A 19050-nucleotide genomic window follows, 5' to 3' on the forward strand; every position below is an offset into this window, starting at 1 on the left:
AGCGGGCGGGACTCAGTCCTTGCCGCGCTTGATCAGGCTGCGGACCTGCTTGAGCGTCTGCTCGAAGTCCGAGTCGAACGGGTTGTCGTGCACCAGGTAGGTCCAGGTCGAGCTGGGCCGCCGCACGCCGGAGGCCGACAGGTCGACCCCGTTCTCGCCGATCTCCGCCTCTTCGAGCGTCTTCACCGAACGCTCCTCGATCGCCGGGATGATCTTGTGGAACTCGGGGATCGCGAGCCGGTGGAACTCGTCCAGCGGCGTCTCACGGGCGATCGCGCGCAGGTGGATGCTCTCCCGCACGTCCGTGAGGTACGCCAGGTGGTCCGACCACAGCTCGTCCAGGTGGAAGAGCACGATCTCCCGGCACGTCTGCTCCAGCGCCTCGTCGTCGAGCGCCTCCGCCAGCTCCTCGTACTGCTTCGGCGCCGCTTCCTTCAGCGTCTCCGCCGCGAGCGCGGTCCGCAGCAGCTTGTCGCGGTGCGCCAGCAGCTCACGCCGCTGGTGCTCGATCAGCCGCGTGTACCGCCAGGTGTTGCGGTGGATCTCCAGGTGCACGCCCTCGGCGACCCGCTGCGCGTGGTTGATCTGCCGCTGCGCCGCGGGGTCGGTGATCTCGCCGGTCTCGTCGTCGGCGGCGATGCCTTCGGGCACGTCCGGCGCGTTCGACAACACGAGCTCGTCGTTCAGCGACGCGAAGAACACCGCGCTGCCCGGATCGCCCTGACGGCCGGACCGGCCACGGAGCTGGCCGTCCAGCCGGCTCGACGGGTACCGCGCCGTGCCGATCACGTGCAGCCCGCCCAGCTCGGCGACCCGCTCCCGGTCCTTGCCGTCGGCGCCGCCGAGGCGGATGTCGGTGCCGCGGCCGGCCATCTGGGTCGACACGGTGACCGCGCCGTAGGTGCCGGCCTCGGCGATGATCCCCGCTTCCTCGGCGTCGTTGCGCGCGTTCAGCACCACGCACGGCAGGTCGATCTTCGCCAGCTTCTCCGCCAGCTCCTCGGACTCGGCGACGTCCTGGGTGCCGACGAGGATCGGCCGGCCGGTCTCGTGCACCTCGCGGATCTCCGCCTCGATCGCGCGCAGCTTCTGCGACGGCGACGCGAAGATCCGGTCCGGGTGGTCCTCGCGGACGTTCGGCTTGTTCGGCGGGATGACCGCGACCTCGAGCTTGTAGAACTCGCGCAGCTGCTCGGCGACCGCGACCGCGGTACCGGTCATGCCCGCCACCTGCGGATACCGCGCGAGCAGTGCCTGCACGGTGATCGAGTCGAGGATCTCGCCGCGGTCGGTCGCGGGCAGCTGCTCCTTCGCCTCGACCGCGGCCTGCAGGCCGTCCGGCCAGCGCTGCAGCTCGGCGACCCGGCCGCGCGAGGCGTTGATCAGCTGGACCTTGCCGTCGCGCACCAGGTAGTCGACGTCGCGGGTCAGCAGCGCGTGCGCGTGCAGCGCCACGTTCACCGCCGCGAGCCGGTCGGACCCGGACTCGCCGTACAGGTCGATCCCGCCGAGCGCCTTCTCGACCACGGAGGCGCCCGCGGTGGTCAGCCACGCGTTGCGCCCGTCGGAGTCGGTCTCGTAGTGCAGGCCGAGCCGCAGCCGGCGCACCACGTTCGCGACCTCGACGTCGGCGACCGCGTGGTCCACCGAGCCCGCCATCACCAGCGGCACGCGTGCCTCGTCCACCAGCACCGAGTCCGCCTCGTCGACGATCGCGACCTCGGGGTCGGGCTGCACCAGGTCCTCGACGCGGGTGACCAGCCTGTCCCGCAGGACGTCGAAGCCGATCTCGCTCACCGCGCCGTAGGTGATCTCCCGCGCGTACGCCTCGCGCCGCTCCCCGCGGGTCAGTGACGGCTCGATCCAGCCCACGGACACGCCGAGCAGGTCGTACACCGGCTTCATCCATTCGGCGTCACGCCGCGCCAGGTAGTCGTTGACCGTCGTGACGTGCACCCGCTTGCCCTGCAGCGCGTATCCCGCCGCGGCCAGCGCGCCGGCCAGCGTCTTGCCCTCACCGGTCTCCATCTGCACGACGTGCCCGGTCAGCAGCCCCATCGTGCCCAGCAGCTGCACGTCGAAGGCGCGCTCGTCGAGAGCGCGGCGCGCGGCCTCCCGGCCCAGCGCACAGAGCTCGACGAGCTGGGGGTCGGCGAACTCCGCCTCGAGCCGGAGCTTGCCCGCCCGCTCGGTGAGCTCGGTGTCGGTGAGCTCTTCCAGCTCGGCCTCGAGCTCGCCGATGGCCGGCAGCAACGCCTCGTACCGGCTCAGCTCGGCGCTGCCCGGCCGCTCCATGAGCCTGCGTAGTCGCTTGCCCATCCGGGTGATCAGTGCTGGCACCCTGGTCTCCTGTCTCTTCCTGCAGTCCACCCGCCAACGAGGTGGTGGGGTCCCGTGTTCCCCGCCAGGATGGCACGATCACGCCGTGTCCTTCCTACAGCGAGCCCGGTCGCGAACCGCGCGAGTGGCTGTCCTCGTCGGCGTCTGCCTGCTGGCTCCGCTCGCCGGGTGCACCTCCGAGCAGCCGAGCACGCCGCAACCGCAGAGCGAGACCGAGACGAAGGGACCGGCGGGGCCGGTGCCCGCCGGGCTCGACAGGTTCTACGCGCAGCCGTTGACCTGGTCCGACTGTGGACCCTACGCGACTTCGGACGACGCCAGATCCCTCTTGAGTACCAAAGGCCTGCAGTGCGCGCGGCTGACCGTGCCGCTGGACTACGCGGCGCCGCAGGGCGACACGATCACGATAGGCGTGCTCCGGCACAAGGCTTCGGGTGACCGCATCGGCGCGCTCGTGCTCAACCCCGGCGGGCCCGGCGCGTCCGGCATCGTCGCCGCGGCGAGCCTGGCCGGACAGGTCTCGAGCAGTGAGCTCGGGCAGCGGTTCGACCTGGTCGGTTTCGACCCGCGGGGCATCGGCGCGAGCCAGCCGGAGGTGTCCTGCCTGACCGACCAGGAACGGGACACCGAGCGCACCGAGGACCTCGACACCGACGGCTCGCCCGCGGGCGTCGCGAAGCAGGAGGCCGAGGCGAAGGACTTCGCCGTCAAATGCGCCCAGCGGACCGAGCACGGCGCGGCGATGCTGGCCAACATCGGCACCCGTGACGTCGCCAAGGACATGGACGTCCTGCGTTCTGCCCTCGGCGAACAGAAACTCACGTACCTGGGCTACTCCTACGGCACGCGGATCGGCTACACCTACGCCGAGGCCTTCCCCAAGAACGTCCGCGCGATGATCCTCGACGGCGCGCTCGACCCGAACCAGGACGAGACGGACTCCCTCGTCGCGCAGGGCGCCGGATTCGGCGTGGCGTTCAACCAGTTCGCCGCCTGGTGCGCGGCGCGCCCGGACTGTGCGCTGGGCCCGAACCCGGCCGGCGCCACCAAGGCGTTCCAGGATCTGGTCCGGCCACTGCTCGACAATCCGGTCAGACTGAACGACGGCCGCGAGCTCACCTTCGACGACGCGACGATCGGCGCGATCCAGGCGCTGTACACCCAGCAGCTGTGGCAGCCGCTGAACTCCGGCCTCAACGAGCTGAAGTCCGGCCGCGGCACCACGCTGATGGCGCTGGCCGACCAGTACAACGAGCGCGACTCGAGCGGCCACTACACGAACACCCAGGACGCCTTCACCGCGATTCGCTGCGTCGACGACCCGCGCATCACGAACAAGACGGAGATCCTCAACGCCGAGAACCGGTACGACCAGGTCGCGCCGTTCCTCGACGACGGCAGGCCCAACGGCGCGGCGCTCGACTCGTGCGCGTTCTGGCCGGTGCCCAACACCTCGGAGCCGCACGAGCCGAAGGTCACCGGTGTCCCACCGGTGCTGGTGATCTCGACCACGAACGATCCCGCCACTCCGTACGAGGCCGGGGTGAACCTCGCGAAGGCGATGAACGGGGCGCTGCTGACGTTCGAAGGCACACAGCACACCGTTTTCCTGCAAGGGATTCCGTGCGTGGACCAGGCCGGCACCGACTATCTGGTGAACGGAACCCTCCCGCCGTCCGGGAAACGCTGTGCCGGACAGTGACGGGACTGGCACGATGTGACAGGTGCCTTTCCGTCGTAGCCGGCTGCCGACCGTCCTCGGCCTGGTGCTGTGCCTGTGCCTGCTGATCGCATGCACGCCGGTCCAGGCTCCGCCGCGGCCCGGGCCCACGCCCGTGTCCGACGTCCATGCCCTGGACCGGTTCTACGACCAGCAGCTGTCGTGGGGTGACTGCGCGCCCTACGCGACGGGGGCGCAGAGCCAGGACGCGTTCCACACGCCCGGCGTGGAGTGCGCGCGGCTGACGGTCCCGCTGGACTACGCGCGGCCGCACGGCGAAACGATCACGGTCGGTGTGCTGCGGCACAAGGCGTCCGACCCGGCGGACCGCATCGGCTCGCTGGTCATGAACCCCGGTGGTCCCGGCGGTTCGGGCATGGAGGCCGCCGCGCACCTGGCGCCCACGGTCGCGAGCACGGCGATCGGCCTGCGTTTCGACCTGGTCGGCTTCGACCCGCGAGGCGTCGGCGCGAGCGAGCCACGCGTCCGCTGCCTCACCGATGCCGAACGCGACGCGGAGCGTGCGAACCATCCTGGCGACGGCATCTCGCCGGAGTCGGCGGCGGCCTGGACGGCGGAAGCGCGGGATTTCACCGCGAAATGCGTGCAGCGCACGGAGGACGGCGCCGACCTGCTGGCGAACGTCGGCACCCGTGACGTGGTCAAGGACCTCGACATCCTGCGGGCCGCGCTCGGCGACAAGAAGCTGAGCTACCTGGGCTACTCGTACGGCACGCAGATCGGCTACAGCTACGCGGAGGCGTTTCCGGCGAACGTCCGCGTCATGCTCCTGGACGGGGCGATCGACCCGACCGAGGACGAGACACACTCGCTGGTCGCACAGGGCGAAGGCTTCGCCCACGCCTTCGGCCTCTTCGCGACCGAGTGCGCGAAGCACGCCGGTTGCGCGGTGGGGCAGGATCCGGCCAAAGCCGTCGCCACGTTCGACAACCTGACACGCCCGCTGCTCGCCACACCGGCCCGGGCGGGCGGCGGCCGCACGCTGTCCTACGACGACGCGATGACATCCGTCGTCGAGGCGATGTACTCGCAGCAGTCCTGGCCGATCCTCAACACCGGGCTCAACCTGCTGAGAGCAGGCGACGGCAGCGCGCTGCTGCAGCTCGCCGACAGCTACTACGAACGTGGTGCGGACGGGCGTTACTCGTCCCTGCAGGACGCCTACTACGCCGTTCGCTGCATCGACAACCCGCGTGAGCAGGGGCCCGCCGCGGTCACCGCGACCCACCAGCGGATGCTCGCCGCCGCGCCGTTCCTCGGCGGCGGCCGCCCGGACGAGGGCGAGCCCGACATCTGCGCGTCCTGGCCGGTGCCGAGCACGTCCCAGCCGCACCGCCCGTTCCTGCCCGGAGTGCCGCCGCCGCTGGTCATCTCGACGGTCGACGACCCGGCGACGCCGTACCAGGCCGGGGTGACCCTGGCCGGCGAGATGGGTGGCGGCCTGCTGACCTACGAGGGCGCGCAGCACACCGCGTTCCTGCACGGCAACCAGTGCGTCGACGTCAACGGTCTCGCGTACCTGGTCGACGGCACGCTGCCACCGCCCGGCACCCGCTGCCAGGTCTAGGGGGTGTCCTCAGCTTCCGGGCGCGCTGCTCGGCGGCGTGTTCACCCCGGAAAGCCCCAGCTCCAGCATCACGGCACCCTCGTTGGGCTGGCGCGGGGGAACCTGCATCCACACCCGGACGAGCGTGCGCGGTTCGGTCTGCGTGACCCAGAACTTCACGTCGACATCGGCCTGGATCTGCGGTACGACGCTCGCGATCGCGTCCTTGCCGAGCTCGCCGGTCACCCGGTACGTCTCGACGCCCTTGACGTCTTCCTTCGTCTCGGTCTTCAGCCCGGTCGCGCTGGTCAGCAGCTTCGGCAGCCCGCGCCCTTCCGCCAGCAGCGCGGCGGGGCTGTACTCGGCGGGCACCGGCTCCTGCGTCCGCGTCCCGTGCTGGTCGGTGAGCACCAGCTGGTTCCCGGTGATCTCGTACTTCAGCTCGAACCGGTTGGTCGACTCCTGCATGTCCGCCTGCCCGATGGCCGACCCCGCCGGGCCGCCCGCCCGGCTCGCCCAGCCCTTGACCTCGCGCACGTCCAGCCCGGGGATGATGCCGCTGATGCTGAAATCGAACTGCACGCTGGAGATCTTCCCGAGCGTGGCCGCGGCGGCGGTGACCAGCTCGGCCCCGTCGGGCACGGGACCGCGCGTGTCGGGCGAGGTGGCGCAACCACTGGCGAGCGCCAGGATCAGCAGAAGGACACCCGCGGTGCGGCGGCGGAGCATGTCGATAACCGTAGCGTTGCCGGTCAGGACGACGCCGGTACACCCGGCACGGAATGGCCGGATCTTTGCCGAGAATGGCGCACCGGCCACTCGCCGAGGCGCCCGTGATCTCGGAAGCTGATCGGGTGACAACTCGACCACGGCTCCACCGCGCCTGGCCGGTGGCCTTCGCCGCCTTCGTCGCGCTCGTCGGGGCGGCCGGTTTCCGGGCGACCCCGAGCGTGCTCATCGACCCCCTGCACGACGAGTTCGGCTGGTCCACGGCCACGATCTCGTCCGCGGTCTCGATCAACCTCCTGCTCTACGGGCTGACCGCGCCGTTCGCCGCGGCGCTGATGGAGCGGCTCGGGATGCGCCGGGTGGTCACCGGGGCGCTGGTCCTGGTGGCCGCGGGTAGCGGGCTGACCGTGTTCATGACGGCGAGCTGGCAGCTGCTGTTGTGCTGGGGCGTGCTCGTGGGGCTCGGGACGGGGTCGATGGCGCTGGCCTTCGTCGCGACCGTCACCGCGCGCTGGTTCGTCCGGCACCGCGGTCTCGTCAGCGGCATCCTGACCGCGGCGGGCGCGGCCGGTCAGCTGGTGTTCCTGCCGGTGCTCGCGGCACTGGCCGGCCACGACGGCTGGCGCACGGCGTCCCTGGTGGTGGCGTTCGCCGCGCTGGCGGTCGTGCCCATCACGCTGATCTTCCTGCACGATCACCCCGCCGACGTCGGCACGACGGCGTACGGCGCGACCGAAGCGGAAGAGAAGCCGCAGCCCGCTCGCGGGACCGCGCGCCGAGCGCTGACCGCCCTGCGCGACGCCGCGAAGACGAGAGTGTTCTGGCTGCTCGCCGGCGGCTTCGCGATCTGCGGCGCGTCGACGAACGGCCTGGTCGGGACCCACTTCGTGCCGGCCGCACACGAGCACGGGATGCCGCCGACGACAGCGGCCTCGCTGCTCGCGCTGGTCGGGATCTTCGACGTCGCCGGCACCATCGCCTCGGGCTGGTTCACCGACCGCGTCGACCCGCGCCGCCTGCTCGGCGGGTACTACATCCTGCGCGGCATCTCGCTCCTGCTGCTGCCGCACCTGTTCGCGCCGACGACGCAGCCGCCGATGTGGGCGTTCATCATCTTCTACGGCCTGGACTGGGTCGCCACGGTGCCGCCGACGGTCGCGCTGTGCCGGGAGCGGTTCGGCCTCACCGGCCCGATCGTCTTCGGCTGGGTGTTCGCCTCGCACCAGGTGGGCGCGTCGATCGCCGCGGTCGGCGCCGGGGTGATCCACGACCAGCTCGGAAGTTACGACCTCGCGTGGTACCTGGCGGGCGGTTTGTGCGCCCTTGCAGCGGTGTTCTCACTGGCGATTCCCTCGGTCGGGGCACGCGGAAAGCGACGAAACATGGCGTTAACACAGCGGCCGTAGGGTGCGCCCATGGATCGCCAGCAGGAGTTCGTGCTGCGCACGCTGGAAGAACGTGACATCCGCTTCGTCCGACTCTGGTTCACCGACGTACTGGGATTTCTCAAGTCGGTTGCCGTCGCCCCCGCGGAGCTCGAGGGCGCGTTCAGTGACGGGATCGGGTTCGACGGATCGGCCATCGAAGGCTTCGCGCGCGTCTACGAATCGGACATGATCGCCAAGCCAGACCCGTCCACGTTCCAGGTGCTGCCCTGGGAGACCGAGGAGGGCGGCCACTACTCCGCGCGGATGTTCTGCGACATCGCGATGCCCGACGGGTCGCCGTCCTGGGCCGACCCGCGCCACGTCCTGCGCCGCCAGCTGTCCAAGGCGGGGGAGGCCGGGTTCACCTGCTACGTGCACCCGGAGATCGAGTTCTTCCTGCTCTCCGACCTGCGCGACGACGGCAGCGAACCCGAGCCCGCGGACAACGGCGGGTACTTCGACCAGGCCAGCCACGCCCGCGCGACGCACTTCCGCCGGCACGCGATCGAGACGCTCGAGGCGATGGGCATCTCGGTCGAGTTCAGCCATCACGAGAACGCGCCGGGTCAGCAGGAGATCGACCTGCGCTACGCCGATGCGCTGACGATGGCCGACAACGTGATGACGTTCCGCTACGTGATCAAGGAGGTCGCGCTGACCCAGGGGGTCTACGCGAGCTTCATGCCGAAGCCCTTCACGAACCAGCCGGGCTCGGGCATGCACACCCACGTCTCCCTGTTCGAGGGCGACCGCAACGCCTTCCACAACCCGGAGGACCCGTTCGAGCTGTCGGAGACGGGCAAGGCCTTCGTCGCCGGCCTGCTCTATCACGCACGTGAGATCTCGGCGATCACCAACCAGTGGGTCAACTCGTACAAACGGCTGATCAGCGGAGGTGAGGCGCCGACGACGGTGTCGTGGGGCCGGGCCAACCGCTCCGCGCTCGTGCGGGTGCCCAACTACTCCCCGGGCAAGGCGAGCTCGCGCCGGGTGGAGATCCGCACGATCGACTCGGCCTGCAACCCGTACCTGGCCTATTCGGTGGTGCTCGCCGCCGGGCTCAAGGGGATCGAGAAGGGCTACGAGCTCCCACCGCCCGCCGAGGACAACATCTGGTCGCTGACCGACGTCGAGCGCAAGGCGGCCGGCTACGAGCAGTTGCCGCAGAACCTCGGTGAGGCGCTCGCGGAGATGGAGCGTTCCGAGTTGTTGCCCGAAGCGCTGGGCGAGCACGTCTACGACTTCTTCATCCGCAACAAGCGGGTGGAGTGGGACAACTACCGCAGCGCGGTGACGCCGTACGAGCTGAAAACCCTGCTTCCTGTGCTCTGACCAGGGGTTTCACCGGTAAGTGACCCCCCTGTTTCAGGGGTGTTCCGGCGCGTGTAATCTTCTCTTCGTCGCCAGGGAAACCGGGCGGACGGGGCCGAAAGCCCCGGCCGACGGAAGCCAGGGTCGGGCGGTTGACACCGCGAACCGAACCGGGTAATGTACTGCGACGGTCCTGAGGTGGAGCCGCCAACAACCACTACGAATGAGTAGCGGTAGAAGCAGCCCTCCTTCGGGTAAACAAAAAGCGTGAATGCGGTTTCGGTTGTGTGTTGTTTGAGAACTCAACAGTGTGCTAGTGAACTAAGCCAGTAGAGCTTTGTTTTTGAACCCGTTTTGGGTTCCTTTGAGATTGACTATTTTTGGTGAGTCGATCGGATTTTCTGACATTGTTGGAGAGTTTGATCCTGGCTCAGGACGAACGCTGGCGGCGTGCTTAACACATGCAAGTCGAACGCTGAAGCCACTTCGGTGGTGGATGAGTGGCGAACGGGTGAGTAACACGTGGGTAATCTGTCCTGTACTTTGGGATAAGCCCTGGAAACGGGGTCTAATACCGGATACGACCATCTCAGGCATCTGGGGTGGTGGAAAGTTCTGGCGGTACAGGGTGAGCCCGCGGCCTATCAGCTTGTTGGTGGGGTGATGGCCTACCAAGGCGACGACGGGTAGCCGGCCTGAGAGGGTGACCGGCCACACTGGGACTGAGACACGGCCCAGACTCCTACGGGAGGCAGCAGTGGGGAATATTGCACAATGGGCGCAAGCCTGATGCAGCGACGCCGCGTGAGGGATGACGGCCTTCGGGTTGTAAACCTCTTTCGCCAGGGACGAAGCGCGAGTGACGGTACCTGGAGAAGAAGCACCGGCTAACTACGTGCCAGCAGCCGCGGTAATACGTAGGGTGCGAGCGTTGTCCGGAATTATTGGGCGTAAAGAGCTCGTAGGCGGTTTGTTGCGTCGGCCGTGAAAACTGGAGGCTTAACCTTCAGCTTGCGGTCGATACGGGCAGACTTGAGTTCGGTAGGGGAGACTGGAATTCCTGGTGTAGCGGTGAAATGCGCAGATATCAGGAGGAACACCGGTGGCGAAGGCGGGTCTCTGGGCCGATACTGACGCTGAGGAGCGAAAGCGTGGGGAGCGAACAGGATTAGATACCCTGGTAGTCCACGCTGTAAACGTTGGGCGCTAGGTGTGGGCGACATCCACGTTGTCCGTGCCGTAGCTAACGCATTAAGCGCCCCGCCTGGGGAGTACGGCCGCAAGGCTAAAACTCAAAGGAATTGACGGGGGCCCGCACAAGCGGCGGAGCATGTGGATTAATTCGATGCAACGCGAAGAACCTTACCTGGGCTTGACATGCACTGGAAACCGGCAGAGATGTCGGCCCCCTTGTGGCCGGTGTGCAGGTGGTGCATGGCTGTCGTCAGCTCGTGTCGTGAGATGTTGGGTTAAGTCCCGCAACGAGCGCAACCCTTATCCTGTGTTGCCAGCGCGTAATGGCGGGGACTCGCGGGAGACTGCCGGGGTCAACTCGGAGGAAGGTGGGGATGACGTCAAGTCATCATGCCCCTTATGTCCAGGGCTTCACACATGCTACAATGGCTGGTACAGAGGGTTGCGATACCGCGAGGTGGAGCGAATCCCTTAAAGCCGGTCTCAGTTCGGATCGTAGTCTGCAACTCGACTGCGTGAAGTCGGAGTCGCTAGTAATCGCAGATCAGCAACGCTGCGGTGAATACGTTCCCGGGCCTTGTACACACCGCCCGTCACGTCATGAAAGTCGGTAACACCCGAAGCCCACGGCCCAACCCCGTAAGGGGAGGGAGTGGTCGAAGGTGGGACTGGCGATTGGGACGAAGTCGTAACAAGGTAGCCGTACCGGAAGGTGCGGCTGGATCACCTCCTTTCTAAGGAGCACAACACATCCGGCATTCTCGTGTCCCCTCTTTTGGGGTCGCGGTGGTGGCGGGGTGGCCAGGCTGAACATCCGTTCGTGGTGTTGTCTGGACGCTCAAGGAATTGTGGAGCTACTGGTTGAGGTTCGTCTGCTGGCTTGCTGGCGGCTTCTAGTACTGCTCTCTTCGGGGGGTGTGGAACGGGGTGCGTTGGGGTTGGTGGGGGAATGTTCCTGGCACGCTGTTGGGTCCTGAGGCAACACGCCTCTGGGTGTGGTGTTTGAGAACTGTAGAGTGGATGCGAGCATCTTTGTGGTCAAGTTGTTATGGGCGCATGGTGGATGTCTTGGCATCAGGAGCCGATGAAGGACGTGGGAGGCTGCGATAAGCCTCGGGGAGCTGTCAACCGAGCTGTGATCCGAGGGTGTCCGAATGGGGAAACCCAGCACCTGTGATGAGGTGTTACCCGCCGTTGAATGTATAGACGGTGTGGAGGGAACGCGGGGAAGTGAAACATCTCAGTACCCGTAGGAAGAGAAAACAAAAGTGATTCCGTGAGTAGTGGCGAGCGAAAGCGGAGGAGGCTAAACCGCGTGCATGTGATACCTGTCAGGGGTTGTGTGCGTGGGGTTGTGGGACCCATCTTCCAGAGACTGACATCTCTGGCATGATGCTGCATGGTTAGTGGAACCGCCTGGGATGGTGGACCGGAGTGGGTGAGAGTCCCGTACGCGAAAACTGTGTGGGTGTTGTGTGGTGGTGTTCCCGAGTAGCAGCGAGCTCGTGGAATTTGCTGTGAATCTGCCGGGACCACCCGGTAAGCCTAAATACTTCCTGGTGACCGATAGCGGACTAGTACCGTGAGGGAAAGATGAAAAGTACCCCGGGAGGGGAGTGAAAGAGTACCTGAAACCGTGTGCCTACAAGCCGTCAGAGCCTGGCAGTCGTTTCGACGACAGGGTGATGGCGTGCCTTTTGAAGAATGAGCCTGCGAGTTAGTGCTGCGTGGCGAGGTTAACCCGGGTGGGGTAGCCGTAGCGAAAGCGAGTCCGAATAGGGCGATTGAGTCGCGTGGTCTAGACCCGAAGCGGAGTGATCTACCCATGGCCAGGGTGAAGCGCCGGTAAGACGGTGTGGAGGCCCGAACCCACCAGGGTTGAAAACCTGGGGGATGAGTTGTGGGTAGGGGTGAAAGGCCAATCAAACTCCGTGATAGCTGGTTCTCCCCGAAATGCATTTAGGTGCAGCGTCGTATGTTTCATGGTGGGGGTAGAGCTACTGGATGGCCTAGGGGCCTTACCGGGTTACCGAAGTCAACCAAACTCCGAATACCATCATGTGAGAGTACGGCAGTGAGACGGCGGGGGATAAGCTTCGTCGTCGAGAGGGAAACAGCCCAGAACACCGGCTAAGGCCCCGAAGTGTGTGCTCAGTGGGAAAGGATGTGGGATTGCCCAGACAACCAGGAGGTTGGCTTAGAAGCAGCCACCCTTGAAAGAGTGCGTAATAGCTCACTGGTCAAGTGGTCCTGCGCCGACAATGTAGCGGGGCTTAAGCACACCGCCGAAGCCGTGTCATTGACACATATAGATCGATGATCGCTCATGCAGTGATCATCCAGTCGTGTTGATGGGTAGGGGAGCGTCCTGCATCCGGGGAAGCCGTGGCGGAAGCTAGCGGTGGAGGGTGTGGGAGTGAGAATGCAGGCATGAGTAGCGAATGCAGAGTGAGAACCTCTGCCGCCGGATGACCAAGGGTTCCTGGGTCAAGTTAATCTGCCCAGGGTGAGTCGGGACCTAAGGCGAGGCCGACAGGCGTAGTCGATGGACAACGGGTTGATATTCCCGTACCCGCGTATGTTCGCCCATAGCGAGGCTGGTGATACTAACCACCCGAACTTGCCGAGACCTTCGGGTTGAGGTGAGGGAGCGTGGAGCCTGAGCCAGTAGTAGTTAAGCGATGGGGTGACGCAGGAAGGTAGCTCCGCCAGTGAGTGGTTGTACTGGTGTAAGCGTGTAGGCCGAGTGGTAGGTAAATCCGCCGCTCATGAAGGTTGAGACGTGATGCGTAGCCGTTGAGGCGAAGTAGAGTGATCCTATGCTGCCGAGAAAAGCCTCTAGCGAGAACATGTGCGGCCCGTACCCCAAACCGACACAGGTGGTCAGGTAGAGAATACCAAGGCGATCGGGTGAACTGTGGTTAAGGAACTCGGCAAAATGCCCCCGTAACTTCGGGAGAAGGGGGGCCAAAGCACTTGAAGCCCTTCGCGGGCTAGGGTGAGTTGGCCGCAGAGACCAGCGGAAAGCGACTGTTTACTAAAAACACAGGTCCATGCGAAGTCGTAAGACGATGTATATGGACTGACGCCTGCCCGGTGCTGGAACGTTAAGAGGACCGGTTAATCCCTTCGGGGGTGAAGCTGAGAATTTAAGCGCCAGTAAACGGCGGTGGTAACTATAACCATCCTAAGGTAGCGAAATTCCTTGTCGGGTAAGTTCCGACCTGCACGAATGGCGTAACGACTTTCCGGCTGTCTCAACCACAGGCCCGGCGAAATTGCATTACGAGTAAAGATGCTCGTTACGCGCGGCAGGACGGAAAGACCCCGGGACCTTTACTATAGCTTGGTATTGGTTTTCGGTTCGGTTTGTGTAGGATAGGTGGGAGACTGTGAAGCCCTCACGCTAGTGGGGGTGGAGTCGTTGTTGAAATACCACTCTGACCGGATTGGGAATCTGAACCTCGGACCGTGATCCGGTTCAGGGACAGTGCCTGGTGGGTAGTTTAACTGGGGCGGTTGCCTCCCAAAGAGTAACGGAGGCGCCCAAAGGTTCCCTCAGCCTGGTTGGCAATCAGGTGGTGAGTGTAAGTGCACAAGGGAGCTTGACTGTGAGACTGACAGGTCGAGCAGGGACGAAAGTCGGGACTAGTGATCCGGCACCTCCTGGTGGAAGGGGTGTCGCTCAACGGATAAAAGGTACCCCGGGGATAACAGGCTGATCTTGCCCAAGAGTCCATATCGACGGCATGGTTTGGCACCTCGATGTCGGCTCGTCGCATCCTGGGGCCGGAGTAGGTCCCAAGGGTTGGGCTGTTCGCCCATTAAAGCGGCACGCGAGCTGGGTTTAGAACGTCGTGAGACAGTTCGGTCCCTATCCGCCGCGCGCGTAGGAGACTTGCGGAAGGCTGTCCCTAGTACGAGAGGACCGGGACGGACGAACCTCTGGTATGCCAGTTGTCACGCCAGTGGCATGGCTGGTTAGCTACGTTCGGAAGGGATAACCGCTGAAGGCATCTAAGCGGGAAGCCTGTTCCAAGATGAGGTCTCCCACCCTTCATGGGTTAAGGCCCCCTAGAGACGATGGGGTTGATAGGCCAGAAATGGACGCACAGTAATGTGTTTTCGAGTTGACTGGTACTAATAGGCCGAGGACTTGCCCACGAAGACGCTACGCATCCACTCTACAGCTCTGAAACACCACACACCCACACCACCATTTCGGTGGGTGTGGGGCCGTGTGTGATCGCAGTGTTTCGGTGGTCATGGCGGTGGGGAAACGCCCGGTCCCATTCCGAACCCGGAAGCTAAGCCCACCAGCGCCGATGGTACTGCACCCGCCAGGGTGTGGGAGAGTAGGACACCGCCGAACTCAATTTAGGTCCTCGAGGCCCTGGTTGAGATCCCGTAAGGGGTCTCCCAGGGCCTCGAGGCATTTCCGGGGTAAACCCACCGAGCCCGTATCCTGAATTCGTGAACGTGCCCCGCATTCTGGTGATCCAGCCCGACGCGAGCGACCCGGTCGGCCCGCTGGGCGACTGGCTCACCGCGGCCGGCGCCGAGCTCGACATCCGGCAACCGCCGGGCGACGAGCTTCCGGCGGGCCTCGACGATTACCAGGCACTCGTCTGTCTCGGCGGCGGCATGAACGCCGAGGACGACTCGGCCCACCCGTGGCTGAAACCCGTCCGCGACCTCTTGGCCACGGCGACGCACAACGGCCTGCCGACGCTCGCCATCTGCCTCGGCGCACAGCTCCTCGCGGTCGCCACCGGTGGCCGGGTGGTCCAGGGCGACAAGGGACCGGAGGTCGGCGCGTACCTGGTTTCGAAGAAGGACGCCGCCTGGACCGACCCGCTGTTCGCGGAACTGCCGCTGATGCCGGACGTGCTGCACTTCCACGAAGACGAGATCAGCCGCCTGCCGGCGAACGCGGTACTCCTCGCCTCAGCTCCCAAGTACGTCAACCAGGCGTTCCGCCTGGGGCGCTGCGCCTACGGCCTGCAGTTCCACATCGAGACCACGCCCGAAGTCGTCCAGTCGTGGGCGGAGGACGAGCCTGACATGGCCGCCACCGCCAAGCCCGGGACGTTCGAGACATCCACTCTCAGTCGACTCCATGAAGACCTCGCCGACACCTGGCAGCCCTTCGCGGCCCGGTTCGTCCAGCTGGCCGGTGGAGCACTCAAGACCGCGGCTCCCACACCCAGGAACACCCTTCCCCTCGCCTGACTCCGGATCCCCGGCGAAAAACCTCCCGAGGGCTACGGTGGAAGCTGATGGTTGAGCAAGCACGAGGGGCCGCATCCCCCGCACGGTACGGCTTCACCGACGACCGGGCCGGCGCACTGTTGCGCGCCGCCGGATGGTGGGACGACGCGGGGCCCGACGAGTCGAGCAGCGGCGTCCTCGTCGCGCTCTCGCGTGCTGCCGACCCCGATCTCGCACTGCGCGGTCTCGACCGGATCCGGGAAGCGGACGAGGCTGGCTGGGCTGCCCTGTCGGAAGCCCTGTGTCAGGACAAGGCGTTCCGTGGACGGCTCATCGCGGTGCTCGGCACCTCAAGCGCACTCGCGGACTTCCTCGTCGGCTCGCCGGGGGAGTGGCGCAGGCTCGCGCGCGACAAGTGCACCGAAACGGACTGCTTCGCCGACGAGCTCCTCGCCGCGGTCCAGGCGAACCAGCCGGACGCGCTCACCGGGACAGCCGCCGAGCAGGCGTTGAAGGCGGCGTACCGGGGCGTGCTGCTCGAGATCGCGGCCGCGGACCTCGGACACGTCGTGGAACCCACGCTCGACGCTCCCTCCTACGCCGAGGTGACCGGCCGGCTCACCGCGCTCGCCGAAGCGGCGCTCGTCAGTGGTCTCACCGTCGCCCACGCGGAACTGGCGGCCAAGGATGTCGACGACACCCGGCTCGCGATCATCGCCATGGGCAAATGCGGTGGGCGCGAGCTGAACTACGTGAGCGACGTCGACGTCATCTTCGTCGGCGATGGCGACCTGCAGCTCGCCATCCGACTAGCCAGCACGACCATGCGCGTTGTCGGCAACGCCTGTTTCGAGGTCGACGCGGCCCTGCGCCCGGAAGGCAAGGCCGGTGCGCTCGTCCGGACTCTCGAAGGGCACACCGCGTACTACCAGAAATGGGCTCGCACCTGGGAGTTCCAGGCGCTGCTCAAGGCCCGCGCGGTCGCCGGGGACGCGGAGCTCGGCCAGCGGTACGTCGAAATGGTCGACGACATCGTGTGGTCCGCCGCCGAGCGCGAGAACTTCGTCGAGGACGTGCAGCAGATGCGCCGGCGCGTGGAGAAGCACGTGCCCTCCGACCTCGTGGATCGCGAACTGAAACTCGGCCGCGGCGGGTTGCGGGACGTCGAGTTCGCCGTGCAGCTCCTGCAGCTCGTCCACGGCCGCGCGGACACGAGCCTGCGCTCGGCATCCACAATGGACGCTCTGCAGGCACTGGGGGAAGGCGGCTACGTCGGTCTCGCCGACGCCGCCGACCTCGAGACGTCGTACGAGTTCCTGCGCACCGTGGAGCACCGCCTGCAGCTTCGGCGGCTGCGCCGCACGCACCTGTTCCCCGACGCCTCCGAGACCGCCGAGCTGCGGACCCTCGCCCGTGCCGTCGGTATCAAGCCCGAGCGTGGTCGTGGGGAGGACGAGGTCCTCGTCGCGGACTTCCGCCGGTACGCGCAACGCATCCGCAGGCTGCACGAGAAACTGTTCTACCGCCCCCTGCTGCAGTCCGTCGCCGGCGTGCCGACGGAAGCCCTGCGGCTCACCACGAAGCAGGCGGCGATGCGGCTGGCCGCGCTGGGATACGCGGCTCCGGACGGCGCACTGCAACACATCAAGGCGCTCACCGCGGGCGTGTCCAGGCGGGCTTCGATCCAGCACGCCCTTCTGCCCGTGATCCTCGACCTGCTCGCCGACACCCCGGACCCGGACGGTGGCCTGCTCGCGTACCGCAAGGTGTCCGAGGCGCTGGAGGAAACCCCGTGGTACCTGCGGGTGCTGCGGGATGAAGGTGCCGTCGTCGAGCGCCTGGCGCTCCTGCTCGGCACCTCCAAGCTGGTGCCCGACCTGCTGGTGCGGGCACCGGAGGTCCTGCAACTGCTCGGCGACCCGGGGCGGCTCGCCGGCCGGGAGCCGGCCGAGGTCGCGAAGTCCTTGCGTGCCACGGTCCGACGCCAGCCTGGGGTGAAGGCGGCGGTCGCTGCGGCGCGCTCGTTGCGGCGGCACGAGATGCTCAGGGTCGCGGCCGCGGACCTGCTCGGTCTGCTGGATGTGCGCGCGGTCTGTGAAGCACTCTCGAGCGTCTGGGTCGCGGTCCTGCAGAGTGCGCTCGCGGCGGCGACCAGGAAGCGCCAGGCCGAGCTGGGCCGCAAACCGGCGAACATCGCCGTCATCGGCATGGGACGACTCGGCGGTGCGGAACTCGGCTACGGGTCTGACGCCGACGTTCTCTTCGTCTGCGAAGCGAACGAAGGTGCCGAAGACGGCGAAGCGGTTCGTTTCGCTTCGTCGGTCGCGGAGACGGTTCGTCAGATGCTCGGGCAACCCAGCGCAGACCCGCCACTGCAGGTGGACGCCGATCTGCGGCCCGAAGGCCGGGGCGGCCCGCTGGTCCGCACGCTCGAGTCGTATCGCGCCTACTACGCGCGCTGGGGCGAGGTCTGGGAGGCCCAGGCCCTCCTGCGTGCCCGCTACATCGCCGGCGACGACGACCTTGGCGAGCGGTTCATCGAGATGATCGACAAGATCCGTTATCCCGAAGGAGGCCTCGACGCCACCCGCGTCCGGGAGGTCCGCCGGATGAAGGCACGCGTGCAGACCGAGCGCATCCCGCGGGGCACCGACCCGAACCTGAACACCAAGCTGGGCCGCGGTGGTCTCGCGGACGTCGAATGGACCGTGCAGCTGCTGCAGCTGCGGCACGCGCACGAACTGCCGGCCCTGCGTACCACCGCGACTCCCAGCGCCCTGAGCGCCTCGGTGGACGCCGGCCTCATGGACCCGCAGGACGCCGCATCGCTGACCGAGGCGTGGCTGCTCGCGACGCGGGTCCGGAACGCCACGATGCTGGTGCGCGGGAAGGCGTCCGACCAGGTGCCGAGCAGCGGGCGCGACCTCGCCGCCGTCGCGCGTGTGCTCGGCTACAGCGACGAGGACGATCCAGGCGAGTTCCTGGACTACTACCGCAGGACGACCCGCCGGGCACACGCGATCGTGGAGCGCGTCTTCTTCCAGGACTGACATCACATCCGGAAATGTCCGACCCAAGACCTACAGTGGTCGGGTGACTGAGCGCGAACCGTTCCGGATGCAGATCAAGGTGCGGCTGTACGAGCTGGACCCGCTGGGCCATCTCAACCACGCCGTCTATCACTCCTATGCCGAGGTCGCGCGCATCGAGTGCATGGAGCAGGCCTCCCGGGGCAGCACCGTGCTGCACGACGAGCGCGTCTCGCCGGTGCTGCTGGCCTCGAGCATCAACTACCGCCGCGAGATCCGCATGGGCGAGACCGTCGAGGTCACCTGCGACGCCAAGTTCGGCACCGGGAAGAGCTTCCAGATAGAGCACCACATCCGGAAGCTCGACGGCACCCTGTCCGCCGAGCTGACCTGCACCGTCGGCCTGATGGACCTCGAGCGGCGCAAGTTGGTCGAAGACCCGCGCGGCCGCTTCGAACGCGCCGGCTACGACATGGCGGTTCTGTCCACTGCCGAGTAGGCGAAAAAGGAACGCCGACGGCG

9 protein-coding genes and 3 rRNA genes are annotated in these 19050 nt (G+C 66.4%); 10 read left to right on the forward strand and 2 right to left on the reverse strand.

Annotation, left to right across the window (positions count from 1 at the left end):
* Window positions 1-12 precede the first annotated feature (12 nt).
* Window positions 13-2340: an accessory Sec system translocase SecA2 gene (secA2, locus tag LWP59_RS05200; RefSeq protein ID WP_144645930.1), complete on the reverse strand. Its 2328-nt coding sequence runs from the start codon at window positions 2338-2340 to the stop codon at window positions 13-15.
* Window positions 2341-2464: 124 nt separating this feature from the next.
* Here secA2 and LWP59_RS05205 point away from each other — a divergent pair, with 124 nt between their 5' ends.
* Entirely contained in the window at window positions 2465-4042 is a 1578-nt protein-coding gene (locus LWP59_RS05205) for an alpha/beta hydrolase (protein ID WP_373300084.1), read from the forward strand.
* A 22-nt stretch (window positions 4043-4064) separates the two neighbouring features.
* Window positions 4065-5648 (forward strand): alpha/beta hydrolase, encoded by a 1584-nt coding sequence (locus LWP59_RS05210; RefSeq protein ID WP_229858627.1) that lies wholly within the window; start codon window positions 4065-4067, stop codon window positions 5646-5648.
* 9 nt (window positions 5649-5657) lie between these two features.
* Here LWP59_RS05210 and LWP59_RS05215 read toward each other — a convergent pair whose 3' ends face one another.
* On the reverse strand, window positions 5658-6356 hold the full coding sequence (locus tag LWP59_RS05215; protein ID WP_144645928.1) for an LppX_LprAFG lipoprotein: 699 nt from the start codon (window positions 6354-6356) through the stop codon (window positions 5658-5660).
* A 74-nt stretch (window positions 6357-6430) separates the two neighbouring features.
* Between LWP59_RS05215 and LWP59_RS05220 the strand changes: the two genes are divergently transcribed.
* The 8 genes from LWP59_RS05220 to LWP59_RS05255 all read left to right on the forward strand — a co-directional run bounded on the left by LWP59_RS05220 (window position 6431) and on the right by LWP59_RS05255 (window position 19027).
* Entirely contained in the window at window positions 6431-7762 is a 1332-nt protein-coding gene (locus tag LWP59_RS05220; RefSeq protein ID WP_144645926.1) for an MFS transporter, read from the forward strand.
* A 9-nt stretch (window positions 7763-7771) separates the two neighbouring features.
* Window positions 7772-9115, forward strand: coding sequence for a glutamine synthetase family protein (locus LWP59_RS05225; protein ID WP_144645924.1), 1344 nt, complete (start codon window positions 7772-7774; stop codon window positions 9113-9115).
* 386 nt (window positions 9116-9501) lie between these two features.
* A 16S ribosomal RNA gene (locus LWP59_RS05230) occupies window positions 9502-11022 on the forward strand.
* Window positions 11023-11324: 302 nt separating this feature from the next.
* Window positions 11325-14452: ribosomal RNA gene (locus LWP59_RS05235) — 23S ribosomal RNA — on the forward strand.
* 91 nt (window positions 14453-14543) lie between these two features.
* A 5S ribosomal RNA gene (gene rrf / locus LWP59_RS05240) occupies window positions 14544-14660 on the forward strand.
* Together the 16S, 23S and 5S rRNA genes form the textbook arrangement of a ribosomal RNA operon.
* A gap of 107 nt (window positions 14661-14767) precedes the next feature.
* Entirely contained in the window at window positions 14768-15520 is a 753-nt protein-coding gene (locus LWP59_RS05245) for a type 1 glutamine amidotransferase (RefSeq protein ID WP_144644836.1), read from the forward strand.
* A 47-nt stretch (window positions 15521-15567) separates the two neighbouring features.
* Window positions 15568-18549, forward strand: a complete 2982-nt coding sequence (locus LWP59_RS05250; RefSeq protein WP_144644827.1) for a bifunctional [glutamine synthetase] adenylyltransferase/[glutamine synthetase]-adenylyl-L-tyrosine phosphorylase — start codon at window positions 15568-15570, stop codon at window positions 18547-18549.
* 43 nt (window positions 18550-18592) lie between these two features.
* Entirely contained in the window at window positions 18593-19027 is a 435-nt protein-coding gene (locus LWP59_RS05255; RefSeq protein WP_144644824.1) for an acyl-CoA thioesterase, read from the forward strand.
* Window positions 19028-19050: the final 23 nt, after the last annotated feature.

The sequence above is a fragment of the Amycolatopsis acidiphila genome (assembly GCF_021391495.1).
Classification (GTDB): Bacteria; Actinomycetota; Actinomycetes; order Mycobacteriales; family Pseudonocardiaceae; genus Amycolatopsis_E; species Amycolatopsis_E acidiphila.

What these genes read in the sequence shown, in the direction of transcription:
- LWP59_RS05220 (WP_144645926.1), top strand. Translation starts at nt 6,431, where the DNA reads ATGGCGCACCGGCCACTCGCCGAGGCGCCCGTGATCTCGGAAGCTGAT.
- LWP59_RS05225 (WP_144645924.1), top strand. Translation starts at nt 7,772, where the DNA reads ATGGATCGCCAGCAGGAGTTCGTGCTGCGCACGCTGGAAGAACGTGAC.
- LWP59_RS05250 (WP_144644827.1), top strand. Translation starts at nt 15,568, where the DNA reads ATGGTTGAGCAAGCACGAGGGGCCGCATCCCCCGCACGGTACGGCTTC.
- LWP59_RS05215 (WP_144645928.1), bottom strand. Translation starts at nt 6,356, where the DNA reads ATGCTCCGCCGCCGCACCGCGGGTGTCCTTCTGCTGATCCTGGCGCTC.